Below are 21,362 nucleotides of genomic sequence, written 5' to 3' on the forward strand. Positions count from 1 at the left end.
ATATTTTAAGCATAAATGTATCTAAATAAACTTTATAGGATGGTTAAGATATAATCTCATCTCAAAAAAAATTATTTATAAGGTATGAAATTTGAATATTGGTATTATAGGTTTAGGTTTAATGGGAGGTTCTTTTTCAAAGGCTCTTAAAAAATATTCTATCTGTGACAAGGTATATGGATACGCAAGAACACCAAAAACAATAGAAAAAATTTTAGAATTAGATTTAGTAGATAGATTATTACCCCTTGATGAATTAAAAAAAGAGTGTGATATTATTGTTTTAGCTATTCCAGTTGATTCAATAATTGGTTTAATGGATGATTTGAAAGATGTTGATGATAATACTACAATAATAGATATGGGATCAACAAAAGAAATCATCGTAAAAAATATTCCTCAAGAAATAAGAAAAAATTTTGTTGCTGCTCACCCTATGACAGGAACGGAAAAATTTGGACCTGAGGCTGCAATAGATTATTTATATGAAGGTAAAGCAGTTGTTTTATGTGATTTAGAAGAAAATGATGAATTACATAAACAAAGAGCAATAGATATATTTCAACAAATTGGAATGAGAATTATATATATGAATTCAAAAGATCATGATATCCATGCTTGTTATATGTCTCATCTTCCTCACGCTATTTCATACTCCCTTGCAAATACAGTTATGAATCATGAAGACCCAAGATCAATTATAGCTTTAGCGGCAGGTGGATTTAAAGATATGAGTAGAATTGCAAAATCAAGCCCAGATATGTGGACTGATATTTTCAGACAAAATAGAAATAATCTTTTGAAATCGATTGATTTATTTGAAGAAAACATGAAAGATGTTAGGCAAATGATTGAGAAAGAGGATTATAAAAGTTTAAAAGAATGGATGAAAAAAGCTAACACACTACATGAAATACTGTAATTTATTACAGTATTTCAGCACTATTTATTGCTTCAAAAACCTTTATAGCTTGGTAATGCTCTTTTACATCATGACATCTAATAATAGATGCTTCATTTTTAATAGATTCAAGATGGATTGCCAAGGTACCAGGTAATCTTTCTTCTATTGAAGTAGGGCAAATCATATTAATCATAGATTTTCTACTTGCTCCTACTAATAATTCATAACCAAAATGTTTGAAATATTTTAGATTTTTTATTAGTTGTAAGTTATGATCAAGTGTTTTCCCAAAACCAATACCCACATCAAGAACAATATCTTTTATACCAAATTGTTTTGCTTTTTCAATTCTTTCTTTAAAAAAATCTTCAATATCTAAAATAACATTTTTATATTCAGGATTTTTTTGCATATTTAAAGGGTCATTTTGCATATGCATTATTACTGCTGTTGCATTGTATTTCGCAGTTATTTTACAAACTTCATCATTTTGAAGTCCCGTAATATCATTTACAATTTTAAAACCTCTATCTAAAGCATACTCTAAAACTTTTGGTTCATATGAATCTAAAGAAAATAATACTTTTTCATAAAGTTTTTGTTCATAGACTAAATCAATTATTGGTTTTACCCGTGATAGTTCTTCTTTTATAGATACAGGTGCAGAACCTGGTCTACTAGAAACACCACCTAAATCTATTATTTTTGCCTTATCTTCAATCATCTGTTCTATTCTAATAATGGCATTTTTACCTTCAAACCTACTATTTTGAAAAAATGAGTCTTCATTTGCATTTATGACACCCATTATTTTTGTTTTTGTATAATTCATCTAAAATCTTTTTCTCTATTTAAAAGCATTAAAAGTAAAGTTGTTAAAACATTTATAGGTCTTGAGTTCAAATCTAATAGTTTAATTGATTTAGAAAATAATTCAAGTTCTTTTTGACTTAATTTAATTTTTTGAGAATTAACTTTAAATAAGATTGTTTCAACAATTTTTTTTGCATCATTTTTGTTAATTCTTTGATTCTCTTTTAAAAAAGCATATAATTCTTTTAAATCTAATCTAGAAATATCCATATCAATTTCATTTCTTAATACACTTCTTTTTAAAAATTTATGGGGAATTCTCGAAAAAATAGTTGGTAAAATTGAAGATTTAGAATTTGTAATTATTATAAATACAATATTATTAGGTGGTTCTTCTAAAACTTTTAATAAAGAGTTTTGAGCTTCACTTCTAAAAGTTTTACCACAAAGAATTATATATTTCTTTTCATTTGATGAGATATAGGCTTCTTTAACAGCTAAATTTGCTTGAGCTAATAAGAATTCATCCTTTTCTTCATTTCTAATAATTCTAACTTGATGTTTAGGATAATGACTAACTAAAGAGTTTAAAGTCTCTTCAATATCATTAACTATTAAAATATGTGGAGTTTCAATTCTATTTTCTATCATTAATGCTCTACGTTAATTTCTGCAAAAAGTGCAGCATTTAAAGTTTTATCAAATAATCTAAACATTTGCAATAGTTTCATATCTAAAGCTTCATCACTTGTTTTTAAATTAAAAGCATCTTGTATCTCTTCATCAAAAATCCAAAGAAATGAGTTTTTTGAAAATTTAGGTAAATTAGCTCTTATATCATTACTTTTACCAATATACCAAAAACAATAGCCATTTGGAAAAGAGATATTTAACATATCTTTTATAAAACTAATATCATCTTCAGTTTTTAAATCATCTAAATCTTTATAGAATGATTTAAAATTGTAAAAGGGCAAAAATGGTCTATTTTTTCTATTTGAATTTAGATTAGTTAAAATATATTTTAAGAACCAATCTCTTTCACTATCTGTAATAATAAGAACAGAACACCCTTTTTCAAATATATTTATTATAGATTTAGAAACTAGAGGAACCCATTCATATTTTTTTTCCTCTAGCCAAGGGGAGATAAGTCTATCTTCCCTAATAGTATCCACTGTCCAATTTAAAAACTCTTGCACTATTTACTACCTATTTATCCAAGTTATATGCGTCATGTAAAACTCTAACCGCTAACTCAGCATATTTTTCCTCAATAATTACAGAGATTTTAATTTCAGAAGTAGAAATTATTCTAATATTAATATTTTCATTTGCTAGTGCAGTAAAAGCTTTTGATGCAACACCTGTATGTGATTTCATACCAACACCAACAATTGAAACTTTACAAATTTTGTCATTATAGTCGATATTTCCAACTTCACCTTTAAAAGTTTCCATAACTTCTTTACAAATTTCCCAATCAGTAGTAGGGATAGTGAAATCTAAATCAGTTTTACCGTCAACACCAACTGTTTGTACAATCATATCAACGTTGATTTTTGCATCTGCAAGAGCAGTAAAGATAGTTGAAGCAATACCCGGTCTATCTGTTACTCCATACATACCAACTCTTACTTGGTTTTTATCTAATGCAATACCACTTACTACTGGTTTTTCCATAATATTTTCTTCCTTAGTTATTAATGTTCCTTCAACCTCAGGGGTGAAGCTACTCCTTGAAACTAAATTTACATTTAGTTTTTTTGCCATTTCAACAGATCTGTTTTGTAGAACTTTTGCACCAGCACTTGCTAATTCTAACATCTCATCATATGAGATTTGTGTAAGTTTTTTTGCCTTAGGTTCTATTCTAGGATCAGTTGTATAAATCCCATCAACATCAGTATAGATTTCACAAACATCAGCTTCAATTGCTCCAGCAATTGCAACTGCAGTTAAGTCACTTCCTCCACGTCCTAGTGTTGATACTCTATTTGTATCCATTGTAACACCTTGAAAACCTGCTACAATAATTATTTTACCATCATCAATAGCTTTTTTCATATTCGCAGTATCAATAGATTCAATTCTAGCTTTCATATGTGCATTATCTGTAACAATACCAGCTTCTCTACCACTCATTGAAGTAGTTTTGTAGCCTTGTTCATTTAATGCAATTGAAAGTAGTGCAGAGGTAACTCTTTCCCCTGAACTTAAAAGCATATCAACTTCATCTGCCTTAGGAGTTTTTGAATAATACTCAGCATATTCAATTAACTTATTTGTTTCACCACTCATTGCAGATACTACCGCAATAATATCATGACCTTCATCTCTAATTTTTTTGATTATTTCAGCGACATTTTGAATTCTTTCTAATGTCCCTACACTTGTTCCACCGAATTTTAAAACTTTTAACATCTACTTTTACTAACCTTTAAATATAACCTTCTTTTTTAAAGTACTTTAAAACTTGTTTATATACAGTCCTTTTAAAAAAAGTTATGTAATTATATATATTTTTTGTAGCTACAAATTTATATTCACTAAACTCAGGGATATGAGTATTAATGTTTATTTTTGCACCTTTTTTTAATTTAACTAAATAATACTTCTGAATTTGTCCATCAAATGGATACATTTTCTTTGCAATTGAAGGAGGAAAGTCATAACTAACCCATTGGGGGTATTCTGCAATTATTTCAATCTCTCTTGTTCCAATCTCTTCTTCAAGCTCTCTAAATAAAGCCTGCCTTGGTGATTCTCCATCATCAATCCCACCTTGGGGGAATTGCCATGCATTATCTACATCAGTTCTTGAAGCAATAAAAACTTCACATTTTTCAGGGTATTTTGCTGATAGTACTATTGCCGCTACATTTGGTCTATACTTTTTCTTATCTTTACTTAATTCGTCATTTTTTTTATCAGTCATAAATAATATTTCCCTTATAATTAGCCGCATATTATAATAAAACTAGGATTAAAAATTGCTTTTATACTTACACATTCCATTTTGCGATTCTAAATGCCACTATTGCGCATTTAACTCATATACAGATAGATTTCATTTGAAAAAAGAGTATATGAAAGCATTAGAAAAACAACTAAAATTTGAACTTGAAAAAAATATGGGCGAAAATCAATTTTTACAAACAGTATTTATTGGAGGAGGTACTCCAAGTACAGTTAAAATTGAAGATTATGAAAATATTTTCAAATTGATAAATAAATATAAAACAAAAGATACAGAGATAACAACAGAGTGTAATCCAAATTCAGCTTCTTTAAAATGGCTTCAAGGGATGAAAGATTATGGTGTCAATAGAATTAGTTTTGGAGTACAAAGTTTTGATGATAATAAGTTAAAAAAGTTAAATCGTGCGCATAATTCAAAAGGAGCAATATCTGCTATACAAAATGCATCTTGTATAGGTTTTAATAGAATTAACTGTGATATAATTTACGGAGTTGAAGGTGATAGTTTTGATTCTTTGAAAGATGATTTTGATACTATTTTCTCACTACCAATTAATCATATTAGTGCTTATTCTTTAACACTAGAAGAGGGTACAAAATTTTTTAATAAATCTGAAATAAAAATTGATGATGAAGAGTTGTCCTATAAAATTTTTAACTATTTAGAAGAGAATGGGTTTAGTCAATATGAAATTTCAAACTTTTCTAAGACAAAAGATGATGAATCAAAACATAATTTTGGTTATTGGCAACATAAAAACTATATTGGTGTTGGTGCCGGAGCTGTTGGTTGTGTTAATAAAGTTAGGTATTACCCAAATAAACTAATAGAGAAGTATATCTCGAATCCTTGTGAATATGAGATTGAACACTTAAGTGATGAGGATGTTATAATAGAAAAAGTACTTTTAGGTCTTAGATGTTCAAATGGTTTTAACATAAATATATTAGATGACAATCAAAAAATAAAAGTGAAAGATTTGATTGAAAATCAAAAACTAATAATAAAAGATGATAATATTTATAACAAAAATTTTCTTTTAGCAGATGAATTAGCCCTTTATATCCTAGAGTAATCTATTTTTGACTATAATTGCATCTTTTATAATAAGGTAAATATAAATGACTATAAAAGAGTGTGTTAGAAAGTATTCACAAGAATTAAAATTTGTAACTCATATTCCAGCAAAGGAGATTGAGATATTAATTGGATATTTACTTGATAAAAATCCAATTTGGTTACATCTTAATTATAATATAGAGTTTGAAAAAGAAAAAGAATTAAAAAAATTAGTCTCAAAAAGAGCAACAAACTATCCCATAGAATATTTAATAAAAAAAGCTTCATTTTATGGAGAGAATTTCATTGTTAGAGAAAATGTATTAATTCCTAGACCTGAAACTGAACTTTTAGTAGATAATGCCATTGAGATTTTAAAGGAACAAAAGTCAAAAGTTAAAGTTTTAGAAATAGGGACAGGTTCTGGAATTATTTCTGTAATGTTAGCAAAACTAATAGAAGATATTGAAATAATTGCAGTTGATATAAATGAAGATGCATTAACCCTTGCAAAAGAGAATGCAAAAAAACATAATGTTGAAGAAAAAATAGATTTTAGATTAAGTAATTTATATGAAAGTGTTGTTGAGAATGATATTTTTATGACAATTTCAAATCCTCCTTATATAGCAGATGATTACAAACTTCCAGAAAATGTAAAATATGAACCTAAGAATGCACTTTTTGGTGGAAAAATAGGGGATGAACTTTTAAAAAAGATTATAGATGAAACTTATAACAAAGATATTCTTTATCTTTTATGTGAAATGGGTTATGATCAAAAGGAGCCTTTAACGAAATATTTAAAATCGTTAAATCTAAGTGATTTTAATTTCTACAAAGATTATGAAGAGTTTGATAGAGGTTTCACTTTAAAATTAAAATAAATCAAAATAAAATAGGAGTAATAAAATGTTTAATGAATTTAATATAAGTAATTTAGAAAATGCAAAAAGTAATTTAGAAGTATTGTTAACAACAAGTAAAAATGAAATTGATGAACTTTTAAAAATTGAAAATAAAACATATGAAAATTTTGTAAAACCATATGAAGAAATAGGGGAGAGGGTAAATGAATTCCTAACACCAATTTTTCATATTGATTCTGTTAAAAATTCAGAAATAACGACAAAAGTTTATGAAGAGTGCCTTCCTTTAATCTCAGATTATGAAACTAACATATCTCAAAATGATAATATTTATAGGTCTTTAAAAGATATACAAGATAACTATAGTACCTCTTTAAATGATATACAAAAAAAAGTACTTGAAAATGAAATTAGGGATTTTAAATTAAGTGGATGTCATTTAAATAATGAAAAGAAAGACAGACTTAAAGAGTTAAATTTAAAACTTAGTGAACTATCTCATAAGTTTTCGCAAAATCTTTTAAATGCAACAAATAGTTATGAGATGATTATTGATAACTATGAAGATGTTAAAGAATTACCACAATCAGATTTAGCTTTAGCTAAGTTTGAAGAGGATGGAAAAACTAAATATAAATTTACTCTTCAAATGCCATCTTATTTGGCTTATATAACTTATGGTTCAAATAGAGAAAAAAGAGAAGAGATTTATAAAGCTTATTGCACAAGGGCACCAGAAAATGGAAAAATTATTGAAGAGATATTAAAACTAAAATATGAAAAAGTTAATATTTTAGGTTTTGATAATTATGCACAATATTCACTTTCTACAAAAATGGCTAAAACAGAAGAAGAAGTTGTTAGATTTTTAGAAGAATTAGCATTAAAAGGGAAAGATAAAGCAAAAGAGGAACTTAAAGAATTAGAAGAATATGCAAAAGAAGATAATATTACAAATCTTAAAAGTTATGATTTAGCATATTACAGCGAAAAGCTTAAAAAAGCTAAATATGATATTGACCAAGAATACTATAGACCATTTTTTGAACAAAACTCAGTATTAAATGGTTTTTTCAATTTTTTAAATGAAGTATTTAACATAAAATTTACTCTTACAGATGCAAAAGCATGGGATACTACTGTTAATGTATATGATATAAGTGAAGATGGAAAAACTATTGCTAGAATTTATATAGACTTACAATCAAGAAAAGACAAAAGAGGGGGTGCATGGATGAATAATTGGCACTCTTACTATATAAACTCAAAGGGTAAAGAACAATTACCAACTGCATATATTGTTGGTAATTTCCCCCCAGCAAAAGATGATACACCATCATTACTAAGACATGATGATGTTGTTACACTATTTCATGAAATGGGACATGCTCTACACCATCTTTTAAGTAAAGTTCCGGAAGCACTTGTTAGTGGTATTTCTGGTGTTGCTTGGGATGTTGTTGAATTCCCATCACAATTTTTAGAATACTTTGCATATGATAAAGAGGTTCTAAAATTATTTGCAAAACACTATGAAACAGGTGAAGTTTTAAGTGATGAAGCTATTGATAGAATAATAAATGCAAAGAATTTTCAATCATCTTTAGGAATGTTAAGACAAGTTGAATTTGCATTATTCGATTTTAAATTACATCAAAAATTATATGAAACAGAATATGAAGTACAAAAAGTATTAGATAGTGTAAGAGATAAAGTATCAGTAATGAATCCACCTAAATATAATAAATTTCAAAATGGTTTTAGCCATATTTTTGCAGGTGGATATGCAGCTGGATATTATTCATATAAATGGGCTGAAGTATTAAGTGCAGATGCTTTTTTTATGTTTATTGATTCAGGTAAAGTTTTAAATAAAGAGTTAGCTGTTAAATATAAAAATATAATTTTAAAAAATGGAGGTTCAAAAGATATGGACAAACTTTTCTTTGAACTAACAAATAGAGAGCCAAGTGTAGATTCTTTATTAAAAATTGATGGAATTATTAGTTAATTTTTGTAATAATATGGCTTTTAAATCATATGAAAAATTATAAGGAATATCTAAATGACAAATGCTGAGACTATCGCTAAATTAAATGACGCTTTAGAGAAACTGATTAAAGGTTATGAAGAGTTACAAAACTCTTATGAACAACTGCAAGATGAGAATAATAAATTAAATAGTGAAGTTAGCAATTTGAAAGATAAAATAGCAGATCTTGAAGAAAGTAAAAGAGTATTAGAAGATAATGTAAATGAACTTCAAGATAATACAGAAAAAGATTCATCAAATATTAGCTCTATGCTAGATAAAATTGAAGGTTTATTAAGTAAAAAAAACCATCCTGCTGCACCAAACTATTCTAAAAAAGAGGAAGAGGGTAATAATTCAACTTCTTCTAATATTTTAGATATTAATTCTTCTGAAACTCCTAAAAAAGATATAAAAGAATCTTTTGGTGAAATAATAGTAGAAGATAAAAAAGAAGAGTCCTCAGATAAAATAGATTTAAATAGAATGGCATCACTTCTTAATGGTTTTAATAAATAGTATATGATTTTACTTTTAAATAAGATTTCTTTATTTTCAACTTTTGGTGTTGATTCCTTTGATTCCTTAGATGCTAGTATTAACACAATGGCACCTTCAATGGTTGAATACTATTTGTCTGATCTTTCTTCTGGAAATGATGACACTTATTTGAATAAAAGAAATATTCAAAATAGTATCAATATTGGTGAATATTCTATTTATTTAGATTATGATGATGAGATATATTTAGAAATAGAGGATAATCAAGAAGATGACTATGAAACAGCTTCTTTATGGTAGAAGCTGTTAAAAAATATCTGTAGTCTTTTTCAATTTATCTTTATCAAAATGGGTATAAATTCTAGATGTATTTATATCTGCATGACCTAATGATTCTTGAACTAGTATCAGATCTTTACTTTTTTGATAAAGCATAGTTGCAAATGTATGTCTTAACATATGAGCACCATTTTTCTCTTTTCTAATTCCTACGCTTAAAAGTATTTTTTCAACTATACTACTAATATATGCTTGACTTAAAGGTTTTCCTTTTTGATTACAAAAGAGTAGGTTATTTTCACAACATTTAATATCCATCCAAGAGCTAAGATCTTTTTTTATAATAGATTCTTTTATCATTACAACTCTAGGTTTATTACCCTTACCTCGAACTTGTATTATATAAGCATCTTCATCTTTATTAAAATCTTTTAAATCAATATTAATTGCCTCACTAACTCTTATGCCTGTATATAGTATTATTTTTATTATAAGTCTATTTCTAGCGGCAATTTTTACACTAAATGAGTATAAATCAATACCTTCAATAAATCTTTGAACTTCTTCTTTTTGCATAAAAGAGGGCAGTTTTGTACCACTTTTTCCAGATAATCCACCCCAGTTTTTTAATTCAATACCATATCTATATACAAATCCATTAGATTCTTCGTTTTGTTTATCAATATAACCAAAAAAAGTTGTAAGGGCAATTCTGTAGTTCTTTTTAGTTGCATCTGATAATGTACTTGTTTCAGTTGCCAAGAAATCACTTAATAATTCTTCATCTATCTCTTTCATAGAAGAAGCACCATAATTGTCTAAAAAATTAAATAGTTTTGAAAGGGGTATAAAATAGACATGAATACTATTGATTCCAATATTTCTAACTTCTTTTACAATATCTTTTAATAATTCAATTGAGTCAAAGCCTTTAACTAATTGTTGTAATATTTTTGCTAAACGCTCTTTATCTTTAACTTGTCTATTTGACAATGAAGTGATTTTATTTCTAATAAACCGTGATAACCAGAATAAATAAGTTTTATTAAAAGATGATTTAAAATCTAGTGGATATTTCAAAATAGGCCTTTATAATATATTTTACTTTTGGAAACTATAATTTCCAAATTATAATATATCCTACCTTAATACTCCTATCTTTTCTTACCTGAACTAAAATCAATTATATACTGTGCAATTTCATTTAAATGTACAATATCTTTTACTGCACCTTTTTGTATAGCTTTTGCAGGCATACCAAATACTACGCAACTTTCTTCATTTTGTGCAATTGTGTATGCACCATTGTCATATAGTTCTTTCATTGCAATTGAACCATCATCACCCATACCTGTCATCATAATAGCCATAGTTGAACCACCACCAACAACATTGTTGATTGATCTAAACATTACATCAACACTTGGTCTATGATGACTTACTTTTACAGTATCAAGTAATTTAGTTTTGTAAACACTACCAACTTTCTCAATGGTTAAGTGCATATTCCCAGGAGACAAATAAGCATGCCCCTCTTCTAGTATCATCCCATCAGTTGCCTCGTGAACTGTTAAGCATGAATTGTCATTTAATCTATCAGCAAAAGATTTAGAAAATCCATAAGGTATATGTTGCGTTATTAAAATGGGAGGAAGATTGTTTGTTAAACTCTTAAAGACCTTTAAAAGTGATTCAACCCCACCTGTTGATGAACCAATTGCAATAAGTTTTTTTGCTCCAAAACTACTTCTTGCCGGAGTTGATCTAATAACTTCATCCGGATGTATTTTTCTTTCTACATCCATATGTTTTTTTGATATAACTTTCTTTTTTGGGGTTGGTTTTTTTAATGTGTATCTTTTAAGAAGAAAAGTTAGGTTTAATAAACTTTCTTTGATTCTTTTTGCAAATGCAGCCATAGATTCACCAGAATCAGGCTTTGGAATAAATCCAACAGCTCCATCATCAAAAATATCATTTCCCCTAACAGATTCACCTGAAATAACAACAGCTGGCATAGGGTGTAAACGCATAAGGTTCCTTAAGAATGTAACACCATTCATTTTTGGCATATTAATATCAATAGTTACTAAATCAGGTTCATACTCTTTTATCTTTTCCCTAGCATCATATGCATCATATGCATCAGCAATTACTTCAAACTCATCAATACTATTAATCATATCTTTTATAATTCTTCTCATTGATGGAGAATCATCAATAACCAAAACTGTATACATACTTACCCTATCCTCTTATTAGAATAATTCAATTTCCATCTCTGGTTGAGCAGCTTTTATAGTTGTATCATTACCAAATAGGTCAACTCCTCCAACATACTCTTTAATAACTGGTGCTTTTGTAATTTCTGTTTGAAGAGCTTTTTCTTCATTAAGAATTTTATTATCTGTTTCACTTTTTTGAGTAACTTTAATGAAAGTTTGAAAGGTATCAGTTAGAAGAATTAATCTTCCGTGTTCACCTCTTGTATGTTCACTTATAAGTTTAAACCCTTCTGATTTACAAAAATCTTTTGCAAATTCAACATTTCTGTGCCCTATTGATATGCTACTAACATTAATTTGCATAATGTCAGCCCCGCCAGATATCTTTGCAGTCATATTTTGTTTACTACAACCAAGTTTATACATTTCATTAAGCATTGCTTCAACAGAGTAAAGTCCATATTTCATATCATCATTTGTACTATTTGTAGTTGGAAGTAAGAAATGATTCATCCCTTTTATTTTTTGTACAGTATCATAGAACATAATTGCGACACATGAACCAAGAAGTGTTTTAAATGCAATATTATCTTCATCTCTACCCACTGCAAACTCACCTCCAATAATAGTATGAGTTAAGAAACCTTTTGTTCTTTGAGTAAATCTTGCATTTGAAGCTTTTTCTATACTTCCATCTTTATGTCCAATTATAATCAAGTTAATTCCTTTGTTTTAATGAAAATATTTTGCCCTATTCTTTGAACAAAATTTATCAAATCGTGGGGATTTTCTGAATGTCCTAAATATAAAGTCCCCCCTATTTTTAAATGATTAAACAATTTTCTTAATATTTTATTTTGATCAACTGTAGAAAAATAGATTAATACATTTCTACAAAATATTACATCAAATTGATTTTTTTCATATGGATAAGAGGGATCATTTAAATTCATTACTTGAAAGGTACACATTTTCTGCAATTCAGGTTTTACTTTTATTAAAACTTCTTCTGATGCAAGATTTTTTTGAACTCTTCTTTTAAAATATTTTTGGGGTTTAATCCACGAAGGAAACTCTTTAGAGGATTTAGAATACCTATAAACACCATTTGCAGCATATTGAAGTACATTTGTATCAATGTCTGTAGCTAAAATTGTTGCTTTTATATTTTTATTTAATTCTTCTGCAGTTTCTAGAACTGTCATTGCCATTGAATAAGGCTCTTCACCAGTAGAAGATGCAGAACAATACATTTTTATAGTCTCTCCACTTTTTGCAAATTGAGGTAAAACTCTATCTTTTAAATCTGTAAAGTGGAAATCTTCTCTAAAAAAATGTGTTTTATTTGTAGTAAAAGAGTTTATAAATTCTTTTTGATAATTACCTTCTGTTTCAATAGTCTTTAATAACTCTTCTATATCACCAGTGTATTTTGTGTCTCTTTTTAATTTATGAAGTCTGTTTGCAATCATAATATCTTTATTCTCTGAGAGGGTAATCCCAGTCAAAGAATAAAGTATTTTTTTTACTCTATCATGTAAAGCATTATTATCTAGCATACTTGTTAAGATGCTCTTTGAGCAATATTCATATCTTTTTCAATTTTTATTTGAGCATTAATTATTCCTAATACATCTAGAATTAATCCAATACTTCCATCACCTCTAACTGTTGCAGCTCCAATACCTTCAACACTTCTAAAATTTTTGTCAAGTGGTTTTACAACTACTTGGTGTTGGTTTAAAAATTCATCAATAGAGATTGCAACTTTTTGATTTCCTGATTTAACAACGATTAACATACCATCTTCTAGTTTATCAAAAGTTGGTTCAACTCCAAATAGATTATGTAATCTTACAACAGGAATAAACTCTTCTCTAAGCATTAATAAGTCCTGAGAACCATCTCCAATTTTTTTGATCATATCTGAAGTTGGTTGTAAAGATTCAACAATTGAACTTAATGGTAAGATATATTTTTGATCTCCAACAGCAATATCAAGACCATCTAAAATCGCAAGTGTAAGTGGTAACATAATAGTAATTACAGTACCTTTCCCAAGTTCTGTATCTAGTTTAATTGCTCCACCAAGTTTTTGAATATTTGTTTTAACAACATCCATTCCTACACCACGACCTGAAATGTCAGTTACTTTATCTGCAGTTGAAACACCTGCTCCAAATACTAACATTGCTTTTTCATTGTCACTCATTGATTTATATTGATTTTCATCAATTTGACCTTGATCTAAAGCTTTTTGAGCAACTTTTTCAATATCAATACCTTTTCCATCATCTTCAATGGTAATAATCATCTGACCATTAGCTTGCTCAGCAGAAATAGTAATAGCACCTGTTTCTTCTTTATCATTAGCAACTCTTACATCTGGTGTTTCTAATCCATGGTCAAGAGAATTTCTAATAATATGCATTAATGGATCAGTTAATCCTTCAATCATAGCTTTATCAATCTCAACACCATCACCATAGTGTTTGAATTCAACTTTTTTACCAAGTTTTTTAGAGATATCCCTAACAACTTTTGGAAATTTTGAATAAATTGATTCCATTGGTACCATTCTGATACTCATAATTGAATCTTGCATATCTCTAATGTGTCTTTCAAGAAGTTCAAGTCTTTCTAATACTGCATTTCTTGTTTTTGTTTCTTCAATTGATGTAGAAAACTGAGTTAGCATTGCATTTGTAATAACTAAGTCACCTACATTATTCATAAGTAAATCAATTTTATCAAGATTTACTCTAATATTTGAAGATGAAGATTTTTTTGATGATTCTTTTTCAACTTCTCTTGAAGGTCTTGCTTTTCTTTCTGTTCTTGCAGTAGGGGTAGCTGCTTTTACAGGAGTTTCTGTCATTTCAGGAGTTGCAATTTTTACTTCTTCTTTAATGTTACTAATTTCCACTGGTTTTTCTAATTCCTCTTTTTGATCTTCATTATTAGCTATAATTTCAGAATCAGGAGAAAGGTCTGGCATATCATCAAAGAATCCAAAGTCATCATTATCTTCATGTATAATTTCAGGTGCTATATAAGTTTCTGATTTTTTATCTAATTCTTCATCAAAGAACCCATATTTACCATCTTCTGTCTCAAAGTCTTCTTCTTTGAAAAATCCATATGAAACATTAAATTTATCATCATTAATTTCTTGTTCATAAAAACCAAAGTTTTCATTTTTTTCAGTCTCTACTACAGTATTAGAAGAAGTAGCAGATTCAGGAATTTTCCCACTAATATATGCTCTAATGTCTTCAAGTAATGAAGCTGTCATATCTTCAAAAGTTGCTCTATCAAGTGTACCTGATACTTCTAAATCTAAAAGCTCTTTCATTACATCTAAACCATCAATTAAAGTTCCAGCCATTTCAGGAATAAACTCAATTTCATGGTTTCTTAATTTATCCATCATATTCTCAACATCATGGGTAAATTCAGCAAATAAAGTCAATTCTACAGATGCACCACTTCCTTTTAACGTGTGTACATCTCTAAAAAGTTGACTCATCTCCTCATCAGTTAGAGTTCCGTTGTTTTCTGCTTCTAATAATACATTATCCGCAGATTCGAAAAGCTCTTCAGCTTCCTCAACAAACATCTCTCTGTATTTAGAAATATCAAATCCAGACATAATTTAACCTTTTTTTATCTACTTAGTACAATATTAACTGCTTTTAACAATTGTTCTGGAACAAATGGCTTAACAATCCAACCTGTTGCTCCTGCAGCTTTACCTTTTGCTTTCATTTCATCACTTCTTTCAGTTGTTAAAACTAAAATTGGTTTACTTGAATAAGCAGAAAGCTTTCTTAATTCTCCAATAAGTGTCAAACCATCCATATTTGGCATATTTACATCTGTTATAATAAGATCAAAAGTTTGAGACTTTGCCTTTTCTAGTCCATCAACACCATCAACTGCCTCTACAACATCAGTGTAACCACCTTCATTTAATGCATAATTAAGCATATCTCTCAACATTGTAGAATCATCAACAATTAAAAGCTTAGCCATAAAAACCCCTTGTTTTTTAATGAAAAAATATTATTTTTACTATATTAACTAAAGAAATATTAATTTAAGTTTAGTAATTCAATCTATTTATTATGAAATGGAAATTGTTGCTATTATAGGAGTCAGGGGTATTTATTAATTAATAATTAATGGAAAAAGAAATAAGTTTTAATAAATACATTAAAATTATTAGTGAGGTAAAATAAAAGCTGAATAGAGTATTCAGCTTTTATTCTTTTATAAAGAACTAGATGCTAATTCTATTCTGTCTTTTTTTACTTTTAATACTTTTATTTCAACAGAGTCATCAACATTTAAAACATCTTCAACTTTCTTAACTCTTTGTTTAGAGATTTTAGAAATATGTAATAACCCTTCACCACCTTTTGGTAATTCTACAAAGGCACCAAAGTCTGCAAGTCTAACTACTTTACCAGTTAAAACTTCATCTATTTGATATAACTTTTCAAAGTCTATATTTTTCTTTGGATTGTCTTTTCTCGAGCTTGCATTATTTGAAATAGTTTTTATATGTTCACAAGCATCTAAAACATTTTGTTTATTATCTCCACTTACTTTTACATTACCTGTATCTCTATCTAAATCAATTGATACTGAGAATCTTTCAATTATCTCTTTTATTGTTGCTCCAGCTTTTCCAATTATTACCATAAATTTACTAGGATCAATTGCAAATTGTTCAATTAAAGGTAAAGCTTCACTTGGTACAATTTCTAAAGATGCTTCTTCCATTAATCCTAAAATATGCTCTCTACCCTCTTTTGCTTGTAATAATGCTTCTTTTAAAACTGATAATTCAATTCCACCAAGTTTTATATCCATTTGTAAAGCAGTGATTCCTTCTTTTGTTCCAGCAACTTTAAAATCCATATCTCCATCATGATCTTCTAATCCCATAATATCTGTTAAAACTGAATAATTATCACCTTCAACAACCATACCCATTGCTACACCAGCAACTAGGTTAGAAATAGGAACTCCTGCTGCTTTTAGGGCTAAAGAACCACCACAAACAGTAGCCATAGATGAAGAACCATTAGATTCTAAAATTTCAGAAACAAGTCTTACTGTCTCATCATAATCTTTATCAATAGTAGCCTCTAAAGCTTTTTTAGCTAGATTTCCATGACCTAATTCACGTCTTCCTACACCAAACATAGGTTTTGCTTCACCAACTGAAAAACCAGGGAAGTTATAATGAACCATGAAATTTTCTACATTTGTAGATTTTTCTGTTAAAATCTCATACATTTGACCATCTTTTGGTCCAGCTAAAGTTCCAACTACTAAAGCTTGTGTTTCACCTCTTGTAAATAAACAAGATGAGTGAGTAGATGGTAAAATATTTGTATCAATAGTAATAGGTCTTACATCTCTTAACCCTCTTCCATCAGCTCTAACTTTATCATTTACAATCATTGCTCTAACTGCTTCTCTTTTTACAATAGATACAGCTTCATATACAGTTGAGAATTCAATCTCATTTGAAACACAAAAATCATCTTTTGCTATTAATTTTGCAACATCTTTAAGCTCTGTGGCTCTTTCACTTTTTGCTAATTTTTTTAATGCTTCTTTAACGTTAGAGATATAGTTGTCTCTTACATAGTTAATTACTTTTTCATCAATTGTAAATTCAACTAATTCAACTTCACAAATCTCTTTACAAACAGATTCAAAAGCTTTTTCATAAGTCTCGTTTGACTCTTTTAAAGCCTCTTGTGCAACTGCAATTGCTTCAACTAACTGATCTTCATTCATTTCATTTGTTTTGTGAATTTTAGAAAATGCCTCAATATCAACTTCAACCATCTCTTCAGATGAAATAGCTTTCATCTCAATCATCAATAGTTCCTCTTTTGAACCTGCAACATAAAGATCTAAAGTTGAATCTTCTAATTGTGAACTTGAAGGATTAACAACATATTCACCTTCAATTTTAGCAATTCTAACACCTGAAATTGATTTTTTAATTGGAAGGTTAGAAGTATAAAGGGCAGCACTTGCAGCATTTAAAGCTAAAACTTGTAAATCAACATCTTTATCTGCACTTAGAACAATTACGGTAATTGTAGTTGGATATACATAACCCTTTGGGAAAAGTGGTCTTAAACTTCTATCAATAACTCTCGATGTTAAAGTTTCAAATTCACTTGGTTTTGCTTCCCTTTTTATAAAACCACCTGGCAATTTTGCAGCGGCATATGTTTTTTCTACATACTGAACAGTTAAAGGAGTAAAATCTTCTTCAACTGGATTATCAAATTCACTTACAACCGTAGCTAGAACAACAGCATTTCCTAATTTTGCTAATACAGATCCATTAGCTTGTTTGGCAACCTTCCCAAACTCAAATATTTCTTGTTTTCCATTCAACTCAAACTCACACACTGTTGACATCTAATTTCCTTTTTCTCTATATTTTTTTACATCATCGTAAGTTAACATTTCCAACTCATCATAATAAAAATCGATACTAATAAAATGATCAAGATTTTTTACATAATAAAGGTCATCTGCAATTGATTCTATTGTAGGAATACTAGCAGTTGGTAAAATTGGTATTGCCACTGAAACTGACTTTGCTCCAAGATGAATTGCAGTTTTAATGCAAGCCATCATAGTTAAACTTGTATTTAAACCTTCATCTATTAGTAAAACGTTTTTGTTTTCTAAATCTTTTAATTTGTTACCTTTTCTAAACTTGTTTACACAAGAAGATAGTTCATTATCAAAGATATATCTAGATTTTGAAAAAACAAAATCTAAACTAATATTAAAAGCTTTTACTAATTCTTCATGAATTACAACTTCCTCAGTTTCAGTCACAATAGCAATTTCACACTCATCATTATTAGGTGAAAATATTTTCCTCGAAAACATTATATCAAGTTTTGCATTTAATTCATTGGCAATAATCTCTGCAATTGGGTATCCATTATATGAACTTGCAATAACTGTCCAATCTTCTAGTTTCATTTTATTAATTGGAAGAATATCAATAAGTCTATATGCAGCCACATCTCTATTTTTAAAATATATTTTATCTGGCGTCATGTTTTAATTATCCTTATTTATTTCATACTCTTGCATTACACCACCTAAGGGTTTTAAAAATAGTTCTATATATACAATATCTTGTTCAATTCTTCCTAGATTATTGTTTGTAGATGCAGCAGTAATCTCATTTTTATATTTTAGATTTAAATCCCAACAACTATCGTTTATAGAAAATTTAAAGGTTTGGTTTGTTCTTAAATTTTCTTCTATATTATATCTTGTACTATACCCTATAGAATATCTATTTGATAACTTATATCTAGAATCTATTGTATATGATTCTAAATTTTCATCAAAACCTGCATTAGCCGATTGTCTAGCCAAATAATGTCCAAGTTTTAAATAAAAATTATTATAATTTAATGAAAAAGAAGTTGAACTTTCTACAAATTTTTTATCTTGTTGATTATATATAAATTTATTTTTCATAGAACCAAGAATATAATTATAAACAATCTCATTTTCTAAATTTTGTAACTTTGGATTATCCTCTTCGTATAAAATAGTTTGTTTAATCTTATGTTTTATTATCTCTTCTAAACTGTTTTTATCATAAAAAGAATGATTTAAACCAAAAGCTATAGTATCTTGACTTTTTGCAACAGGAAAAGAACTGAGCTCATCATATCTTTGATTATTATTTAAATCATTTGTGGAAATAGGATTGTCAATTTTAATTAGATTAACACCAATTAAATCTCCATTTTCTTTTATTGTGTTAGCTTTATTAAAATCTGTAAATAGGTTTACAGAATGGATATAATCATCATATGGTTTTATTAAATCACTATTTAAAGATAAAGTTGTATTTGTTTCAGCAAAAGTTCCATCTTCATATTTAGTTGTTGAAAAATTACTATAGTTAAATCTATTTAAAGATAATGAATGTTTAATCTCAAAATTTAAGTAATCATCAAGCAGTGAAAAAGAGTATGATAATGGAGCATTAAGTTCATATTGATTAGCACTTATTCCATCACGTCTAAAATGATTTGTAACTTTCAAATCGGCTGAATACAATAGTTTATCTAAAAATAAAGGTCTTGAATAGCTATGTAATTGAACCTTTGGTAACTCTTGTAATGTAGTAGCATTTGAATCTTTTGTAGTATCAATGTAATATCGAAAATAAGAACCTAAAAAATAGTTTGGTGTGTTATAAATATAGTTAATTCTAGATTCAATTTTACTCTCTACATCATCTCTATATTTTTCATCTTCTAAGGTTTTATATTCAATATCATTTAAATAGTTTAAATCAACATAAATACCATCTGTTGTATCAAGTTTTTTACCATTGAATAGATTATATCTTTCGTATTTTAAATCAAAACCATAGTGGTCTGTATTTCTTAAATTGTACTCTTTAACATAGTCACTTTTTTCTTTAAAATATCCACTACTTAATTCAAAAATTGAATCTGGTGAATCAGCATATCTAAAATATGTGTATAAACCTAAACCCCTAGCTGATCTAATTTGTGGTATAAACTCTATATCATAGTTTTTCGCAGGTGCAAAATAGATTGGTTGAGAGAAAAAAGTCCCTTCTGAAGAAGATAAACCAAAACTAGGCATTAATAATCCTGTTCTTCTTGATTTATCAGTAGAAAAACCTAAATAAGGAGAATAAAATAAAGGGATATCTTTCATATATATTCTTGGATTATAGATATTAATCCATTTATCTTCAGTATCATAATCAGCACTTGAAGATCTTATACTCCAGTCAGGGTCAATACAATCACAACTCGAAACAATAGAATCTTCTATATAAATTTTTTCTTTTTTCTTATCTGACTCATTTGAACTAATCCAAACTGATGTTGATTCATCATAATACATTGTTGGTTTTTGATAAATTCCATCATTTTTCATATCTAAAAAAGCATAGTCACTTTTTGATTGAACGTTATTATTCCTTAGAATCATAACATCATCAAACAATTCAAAAGTTTCTTTTTCTTTATCATAGATTATTTTTTGTGCAGTGATATAATAGGTTTTAGAATATATTACTACATTACCAGTTGCAACAACTACATTGTTTTCTCTTGTTTTAACATCATTAGCAATAATCTCAAACTTTTCATCTTGTGCATGTAAAGAAGCAACTAAAATTACTGTAGCAATAAATTTTCTAAGCATTAACGACTAAAGTCCTTCCAATTTTGTCATGAAATGTTTGTCTTCCATCATTAAAAAAAGCAAAAATAAATCCAATATAAAAGAACATCTCACTGATAATTCTAAGAATAGATCTAGTCATTGCTGTAAATATTGAAACTCTACCAAAATGGTTATAATCAATAACTCTGATTTTAGCTACTATCTTACCAATAGTTGCTCCATAGTACCATACAAAAAAAGTTTGATATATAAATTTTAAAAATAAAACTTGCCATACAAATTCATTCATTATTAGTAAAAGGGTTGCTAAATCATCACCTGTACTTGATATACTATTCCAATACATTGCAATAACAATAAAAGTGATAAGAAAATCATCAATAACAAATGCTAAAGTTCTTGAACGTATTGTTGCTAATTCTAGATTATCAGTGTTATTCATCTAAAACAA

21 protein-coding genes are annotated in these 21,362 nt (G+C 28.0%); 6 read left to right on the forward strand and 15 right to left on the reverse strand.

Annotated elements, in window-relative coordinates; translation table 11 throughout:
* Positions 1-91 precede the first annotated feature (91 nt).
* Entirely contained in the window at positions 92-922 is an 831-nt protein-coding gene (locus FDK22_RS14390; RefSeq protein ID WP_138153683.1) for a prephenate dehydrogenase, read from the forward strand.
* A 4-nt stretch (positions 923-926) separates the two neighbouring features.
* On the opposite strand, the gene folP is transcribed toward FDK22_RS14390, so the two are convergent.
* The 5 genes from folP to FDK22_RS14415 are packed head-to-tail and all read right to left on the reverse strand — an operon-like array spanning position 927 to position 4,655.
* Positions 927-1,736, reverse strand: a complete 810-nt coding sequence (gene folP / locus FDK22_RS14395) for a dihydropteroate synthase (RefSeq protein WP_138153684.1) — start codon at positions 1,734-1,736, stop codon at positions 927-929.
* Complete coding sequence (locus FDK22_RS14400) at positions 1,733-2,368, reverse strand: DNA polymerase III subunit delta' (protein ID WP_138153685.1); 636 nt, start codon at positions 2,366-2,368, stop codon at positions 1,733-1,735. The genes folP and FDK22_RS14400 overlap by 4 nt, the downstream gene beginning before the upstream one ends.
* On the reverse strand, positions 2,368-2,919 hold the full coding sequence (locus FDK22_RS14405; RefSeq protein ID WP_138153686.1) for a HobA family DNA replication regulator: 552 nt from the start codon (positions 2,917-2,919) through the stop codon (positions 2,368-2,370). Before FDK22_RS14405 ends, FDK22_RS14400 begins: the two co-directional genes overlap by 1 nt.
* 10 nt (positions 2,920-2,929) lie before the next feature.
* A complete protein-coding gene (locus FDK22_RS14410) occupies positions 2,930-4,141 on the reverse strand; it encodes an aspartate kinase (protein ID WP_138153687.1) in 1,212 nt (403 codons plus the stop codon).
* 16 nt (positions 4,142-4,157) lie between these two features.
* Positions 4,158-4,655 (reverse strand): RNA pyrophosphohydrolase, encoded by a 498-nt coding sequence (locus FDK22_RS14415; RefSeq protein ID WP_138153688.1) that lies wholly within the window; start codon positions 4,653-4,655, stop codon positions 4,158-4,160.
* A 55-nt stretch (positions 4,656-4,710) separates the two neighbouring features.
* On the opposite strand from FDK22_RS14415, the gene hemW reads away from it, so the two are divergent.
* From hemW to FDK22_RS14440, 5 genes are read left to right on the forward strand one after another with little or no spacing between them, the layout of a single operon-like run.
* A complete protein-coding gene (gene hemW, locus FDK22_RS14420) occupies positions 4,711-5,775 on the forward strand; it encodes a radical SAM family heme chaperone HemW (RefSeq protein WP_138153689.1) in 1,065 nt (354 codons plus the stop codon).
* A gap of 46 nt (positions 5,776-5,821) precedes the next feature.
* Entirely contained in the window at positions 5,822-6,646 is an 825-nt protein-coding gene (gene prmC, locus FDK22_RS14425) for a peptide chain release factor N(5)-glutamine methyltransferase (RefSeq protein WP_138153690.1), read from the forward strand.
* Between the two features lie 25 nt (positions 6,647-6,671).
* Positions 6,672-8,639 carry a M3 family metallopeptidase gene (locus FDK22_RS14430; RefSeq protein ID WP_138153691.1) on the forward strand — a complete coding sequence of 656 codons (1,968 nt, stop codon included), beginning with the start codon at positions 6,672-6,674 and terminating at the stop codon, positions 8,637-8,639.
* A 54-nt stretch (positions 8,640-8,693) separates the two neighbouring features.
* Complete coding sequence (locus FDK22_RS14435) at positions 8,694-9,179, forward strand: hypothetical protein (protein WP_138153692.1); 486 nt, start codon at positions 8,694-8,696, stop codon at positions 9,177-9,179.
* A gap of 3 nt (positions 9,180-9,182) precedes the next feature.
* Positions 9,183-9,461 carry a hypothetical protein gene (locus FDK22_RS14440; protein ID WP_138153693.1) on the forward strand — a complete coding sequence of 93 codons (279 nt, stop codon included), beginning with the start codon at positions 9,183-9,185 and terminating at the stop codon, positions 9,459-9,461.
* Positions 9,462-9,467: 6 nt separating this feature from the next.
* On the opposite strand, the gene FDK22_RS14445 is transcribed toward FDK22_RS14440, so the two are convergent.
* From FDK22_RS14445 to FDK22_RS14490, 10 genes are all read right to left on the reverse strand, one after another.
* The gene (locus tag FDK22_RS14445; RefSeq protein WP_138153694.1) at positions 9,468-10,520 is read right to left on the reverse strand and encodes a tyrosine-type recombinase/integrase; all 1,053 of its coding nucleotides are present in this window, start codon (positions 10,518-10,520) and stop codon (positions 9,468-9,470) included.
* Between the two features lie 74 nt (positions 10,521-10,594).
* Entirely contained in the window at positions 10,595-11,680 is a 1,086-nt protein-coding gene (cheB, locus tag FDK22_RS14450) for a chemotaxis-specific protein-glutamate methyltransferase CheB (protein WP_138153695.1), read from the reverse strand.
* Between the two features lie 18 nt (positions 11,681-11,698).
* Positions 11,699-12,382 (reverse strand): chemotaxis protein CheD, encoded by a 684-nt coding sequence (locus FDK22_RS14455; protein ID WP_138153696.1) that lies wholly within the window; start codon positions 12,380-12,382, stop codon positions 11,699-11,701.
* Positions 12,379-13,224 (reverse strand): CheR family methyltransferase, encoded by an 846-nt coding sequence (locus FDK22_RS14460; protein ID WP_138153697.1) that lies wholly within the window; start codon positions 13,222-13,224, stop codon positions 12,379-12,381. Before FDK22_RS14460 ends, FDK22_RS14455 begins: the two co-directional genes overlap by 4 nt.
* Positions 13,225-13,229: 5 nt before the next feature.
* A complete protein-coding gene (locus FDK22_RS14465; protein ID WP_138153698.1) occupies positions 13,230-15,317 on the reverse strand; it encodes a chemotaxis protein CheA in 2,088 nt (695 codons plus the stop codon).
* 14 nt (positions 15,318-15,331) lie between these two features.
* On the reverse strand, positions 15,332-15,700 hold the full coding sequence (locus tag FDK22_RS14470; protein ID WP_138153699.1) for a response regulator: 369 nt from the start codon (positions 15,698-15,700) through the stop codon (positions 15,332-15,334).
* Between the two features lie 237 nt (positions 15,701-15,937).
* On the reverse strand, positions 15,938-18,121 hold the full coding sequence (locus tag FDK22_RS14475) for a polyribonucleotide nucleotidyltransferase (RefSeq protein WP_138153700.1): 2,184 nt from the start codon (positions 18,119-18,121) through the stop codon (positions 15,938-15,940).
* The gene (locus FDK22_RS14480; protein ID WP_138153701.1) at positions 18,122-18,778 is read right to left on the reverse strand and encodes a phosphoribosyltransferase; all 657 of its coding nucleotides are present in this window, start codon (positions 18,776-18,778) and stop codon (positions 18,122-18,124) included.
* Positions 18,779-18,781: 3 nt separating this feature from the next.
* On the reverse strand, positions 18,782-20,929 hold the full coding sequence (locus FDK22_RS14485) for an LPS-assembly protein LptD (RefSeq protein ID WP_138153702.1): 2,148 nt from the start codon (positions 20,927-20,929) through the stop codon (positions 18,782-18,784).
* Positions 20,922-21,353: an RDD family protein gene (locus FDK22_RS14490; protein ID WP_138153703.1), complete on the reverse strand. Its 432-nt coding sequence runs from the start codon at positions 21,351-21,353 to the stop codon at positions 20,922-20,924. The genes FDK22_RS14485 and FDK22_RS14490 overlap by 8 nt, the downstream gene beginning before the upstream one ends.
* Between the last annotated feature and the right edge of the window lie 9 nt (positions 21,354-21,362).

The sequence above is a fragment of the Arcobacter arenosus genome, from assembly GCF_005771535.1.
GTDB classification, from domain to species: domain Bacteria; phylum Campylobacterota; class Campylobacteria; order Campylobacterales; family Arcobacteraceae; genus Halarcobacter; species Halarcobacter arenosus.

Coding starts and splice junctions, on each gene's coding strand:
- folP (WP_138153684.1), bottom strand. CDS start 1,736: ATGAATTATACAAAAACAAAAATAATGGGTGTCATAAATGCAAATGAA.
- FDK22_RS14400 (WP_138153685.1), bottom strand. CDS start 2,368: ATGATAGAAAATAGAATTGAAACTCCACATATTTTAATAGTTAATGAT.
- FDK22_RS14410 (WP_138153687.1), bottom strand. CDS start 4,141: ATGTTAAAAGTTTTAAAATTCGGTGGAACAAGTGTAGGGACATTAGAA.
- FDK22_RS14415 (WP_138153688.1), bottom strand. CDS start 4,655: ATGACTGATAAAAAAAATGACGAATTAAGTAAAGATAAGAAAAAGTAT.
- prmC (WP_138153690.1), top strand. CDS start 5,822: ATGACTATAAAAGAGTGTGTTAGAAAGTATTCACAAGAATTAAAATTT.
- FDK22_RS14430 (WP_138153691.1), top strand. CDS start 6,672: ATGTTTAATGAATTTAATATAAGTAATTTAGAAAATGCAAAAAGTAAT.
- FDK22_RS14435 (WP_138153692.1), top strand. CDS start 8,694: ATGACAAATGCTGAGACTATCGCTAAATTAAATGACGCTTTAGAGAAA.
- FDK22_RS14440 (WP_138153693.1), top strand. CDS start 9,183: ATGATTTTACTTTTAAATAAGATTTCTTTATTTTCAACTTTTGGTGTT.
- cheB (WP_138153695.1), bottom strand. CDS start 11,680: ATGTATACAGTTTTGGTTATTGATGATTCTCCATCAATGAGAAGAATT.
- FDK22_RS14460 (WP_138153697.1), bottom strand. CDS start 13,224: ATGCTAGATAATAATGCTTTACATGATAGAGTAAAAAAAATACTTTAT.
- FDK22_RS14465 (WP_138153698.1), bottom strand. CDS start 15,317: ATGTCTGGATTTGATATTTCTAAATACAGAGAGATGTTTGTTGAGGAA.
- FDK22_RS14470 (WP_138153699.1), bottom strand. CDS start 15,700: ATGGCTAAGCTTTTAATTGTTGATGATTCTACAATGTTGAGAGATATG.
- FDK22_RS14475 (WP_138153700.1), bottom strand. CDS start 18,121: ATGTCAACAGTGTGTGAGTTTGAGTTGAATGGAAAACAAGAAATATTT.
- FDK22_RS14480 (WP_138153701.1), bottom strand. CDS start 18,778: ATGACGCCAGATAAAATATATTTTAAAAATAGAGATGTGGCTGCATAT.
- FDK22_RS14485 (WP_138153702.1), bottom strand. CDS start 20,929: ATGCTTAGAAAATTTATTGCTACAGTAATTTTAGTTGCTTCTTTACAT.
- FDK22_RS14490 (WP_138153703.1), bottom strand. CDS start 21,353: ATGAATAACACTGATAATCTAGAATTAGCAACAATACGTTCAAGAACT.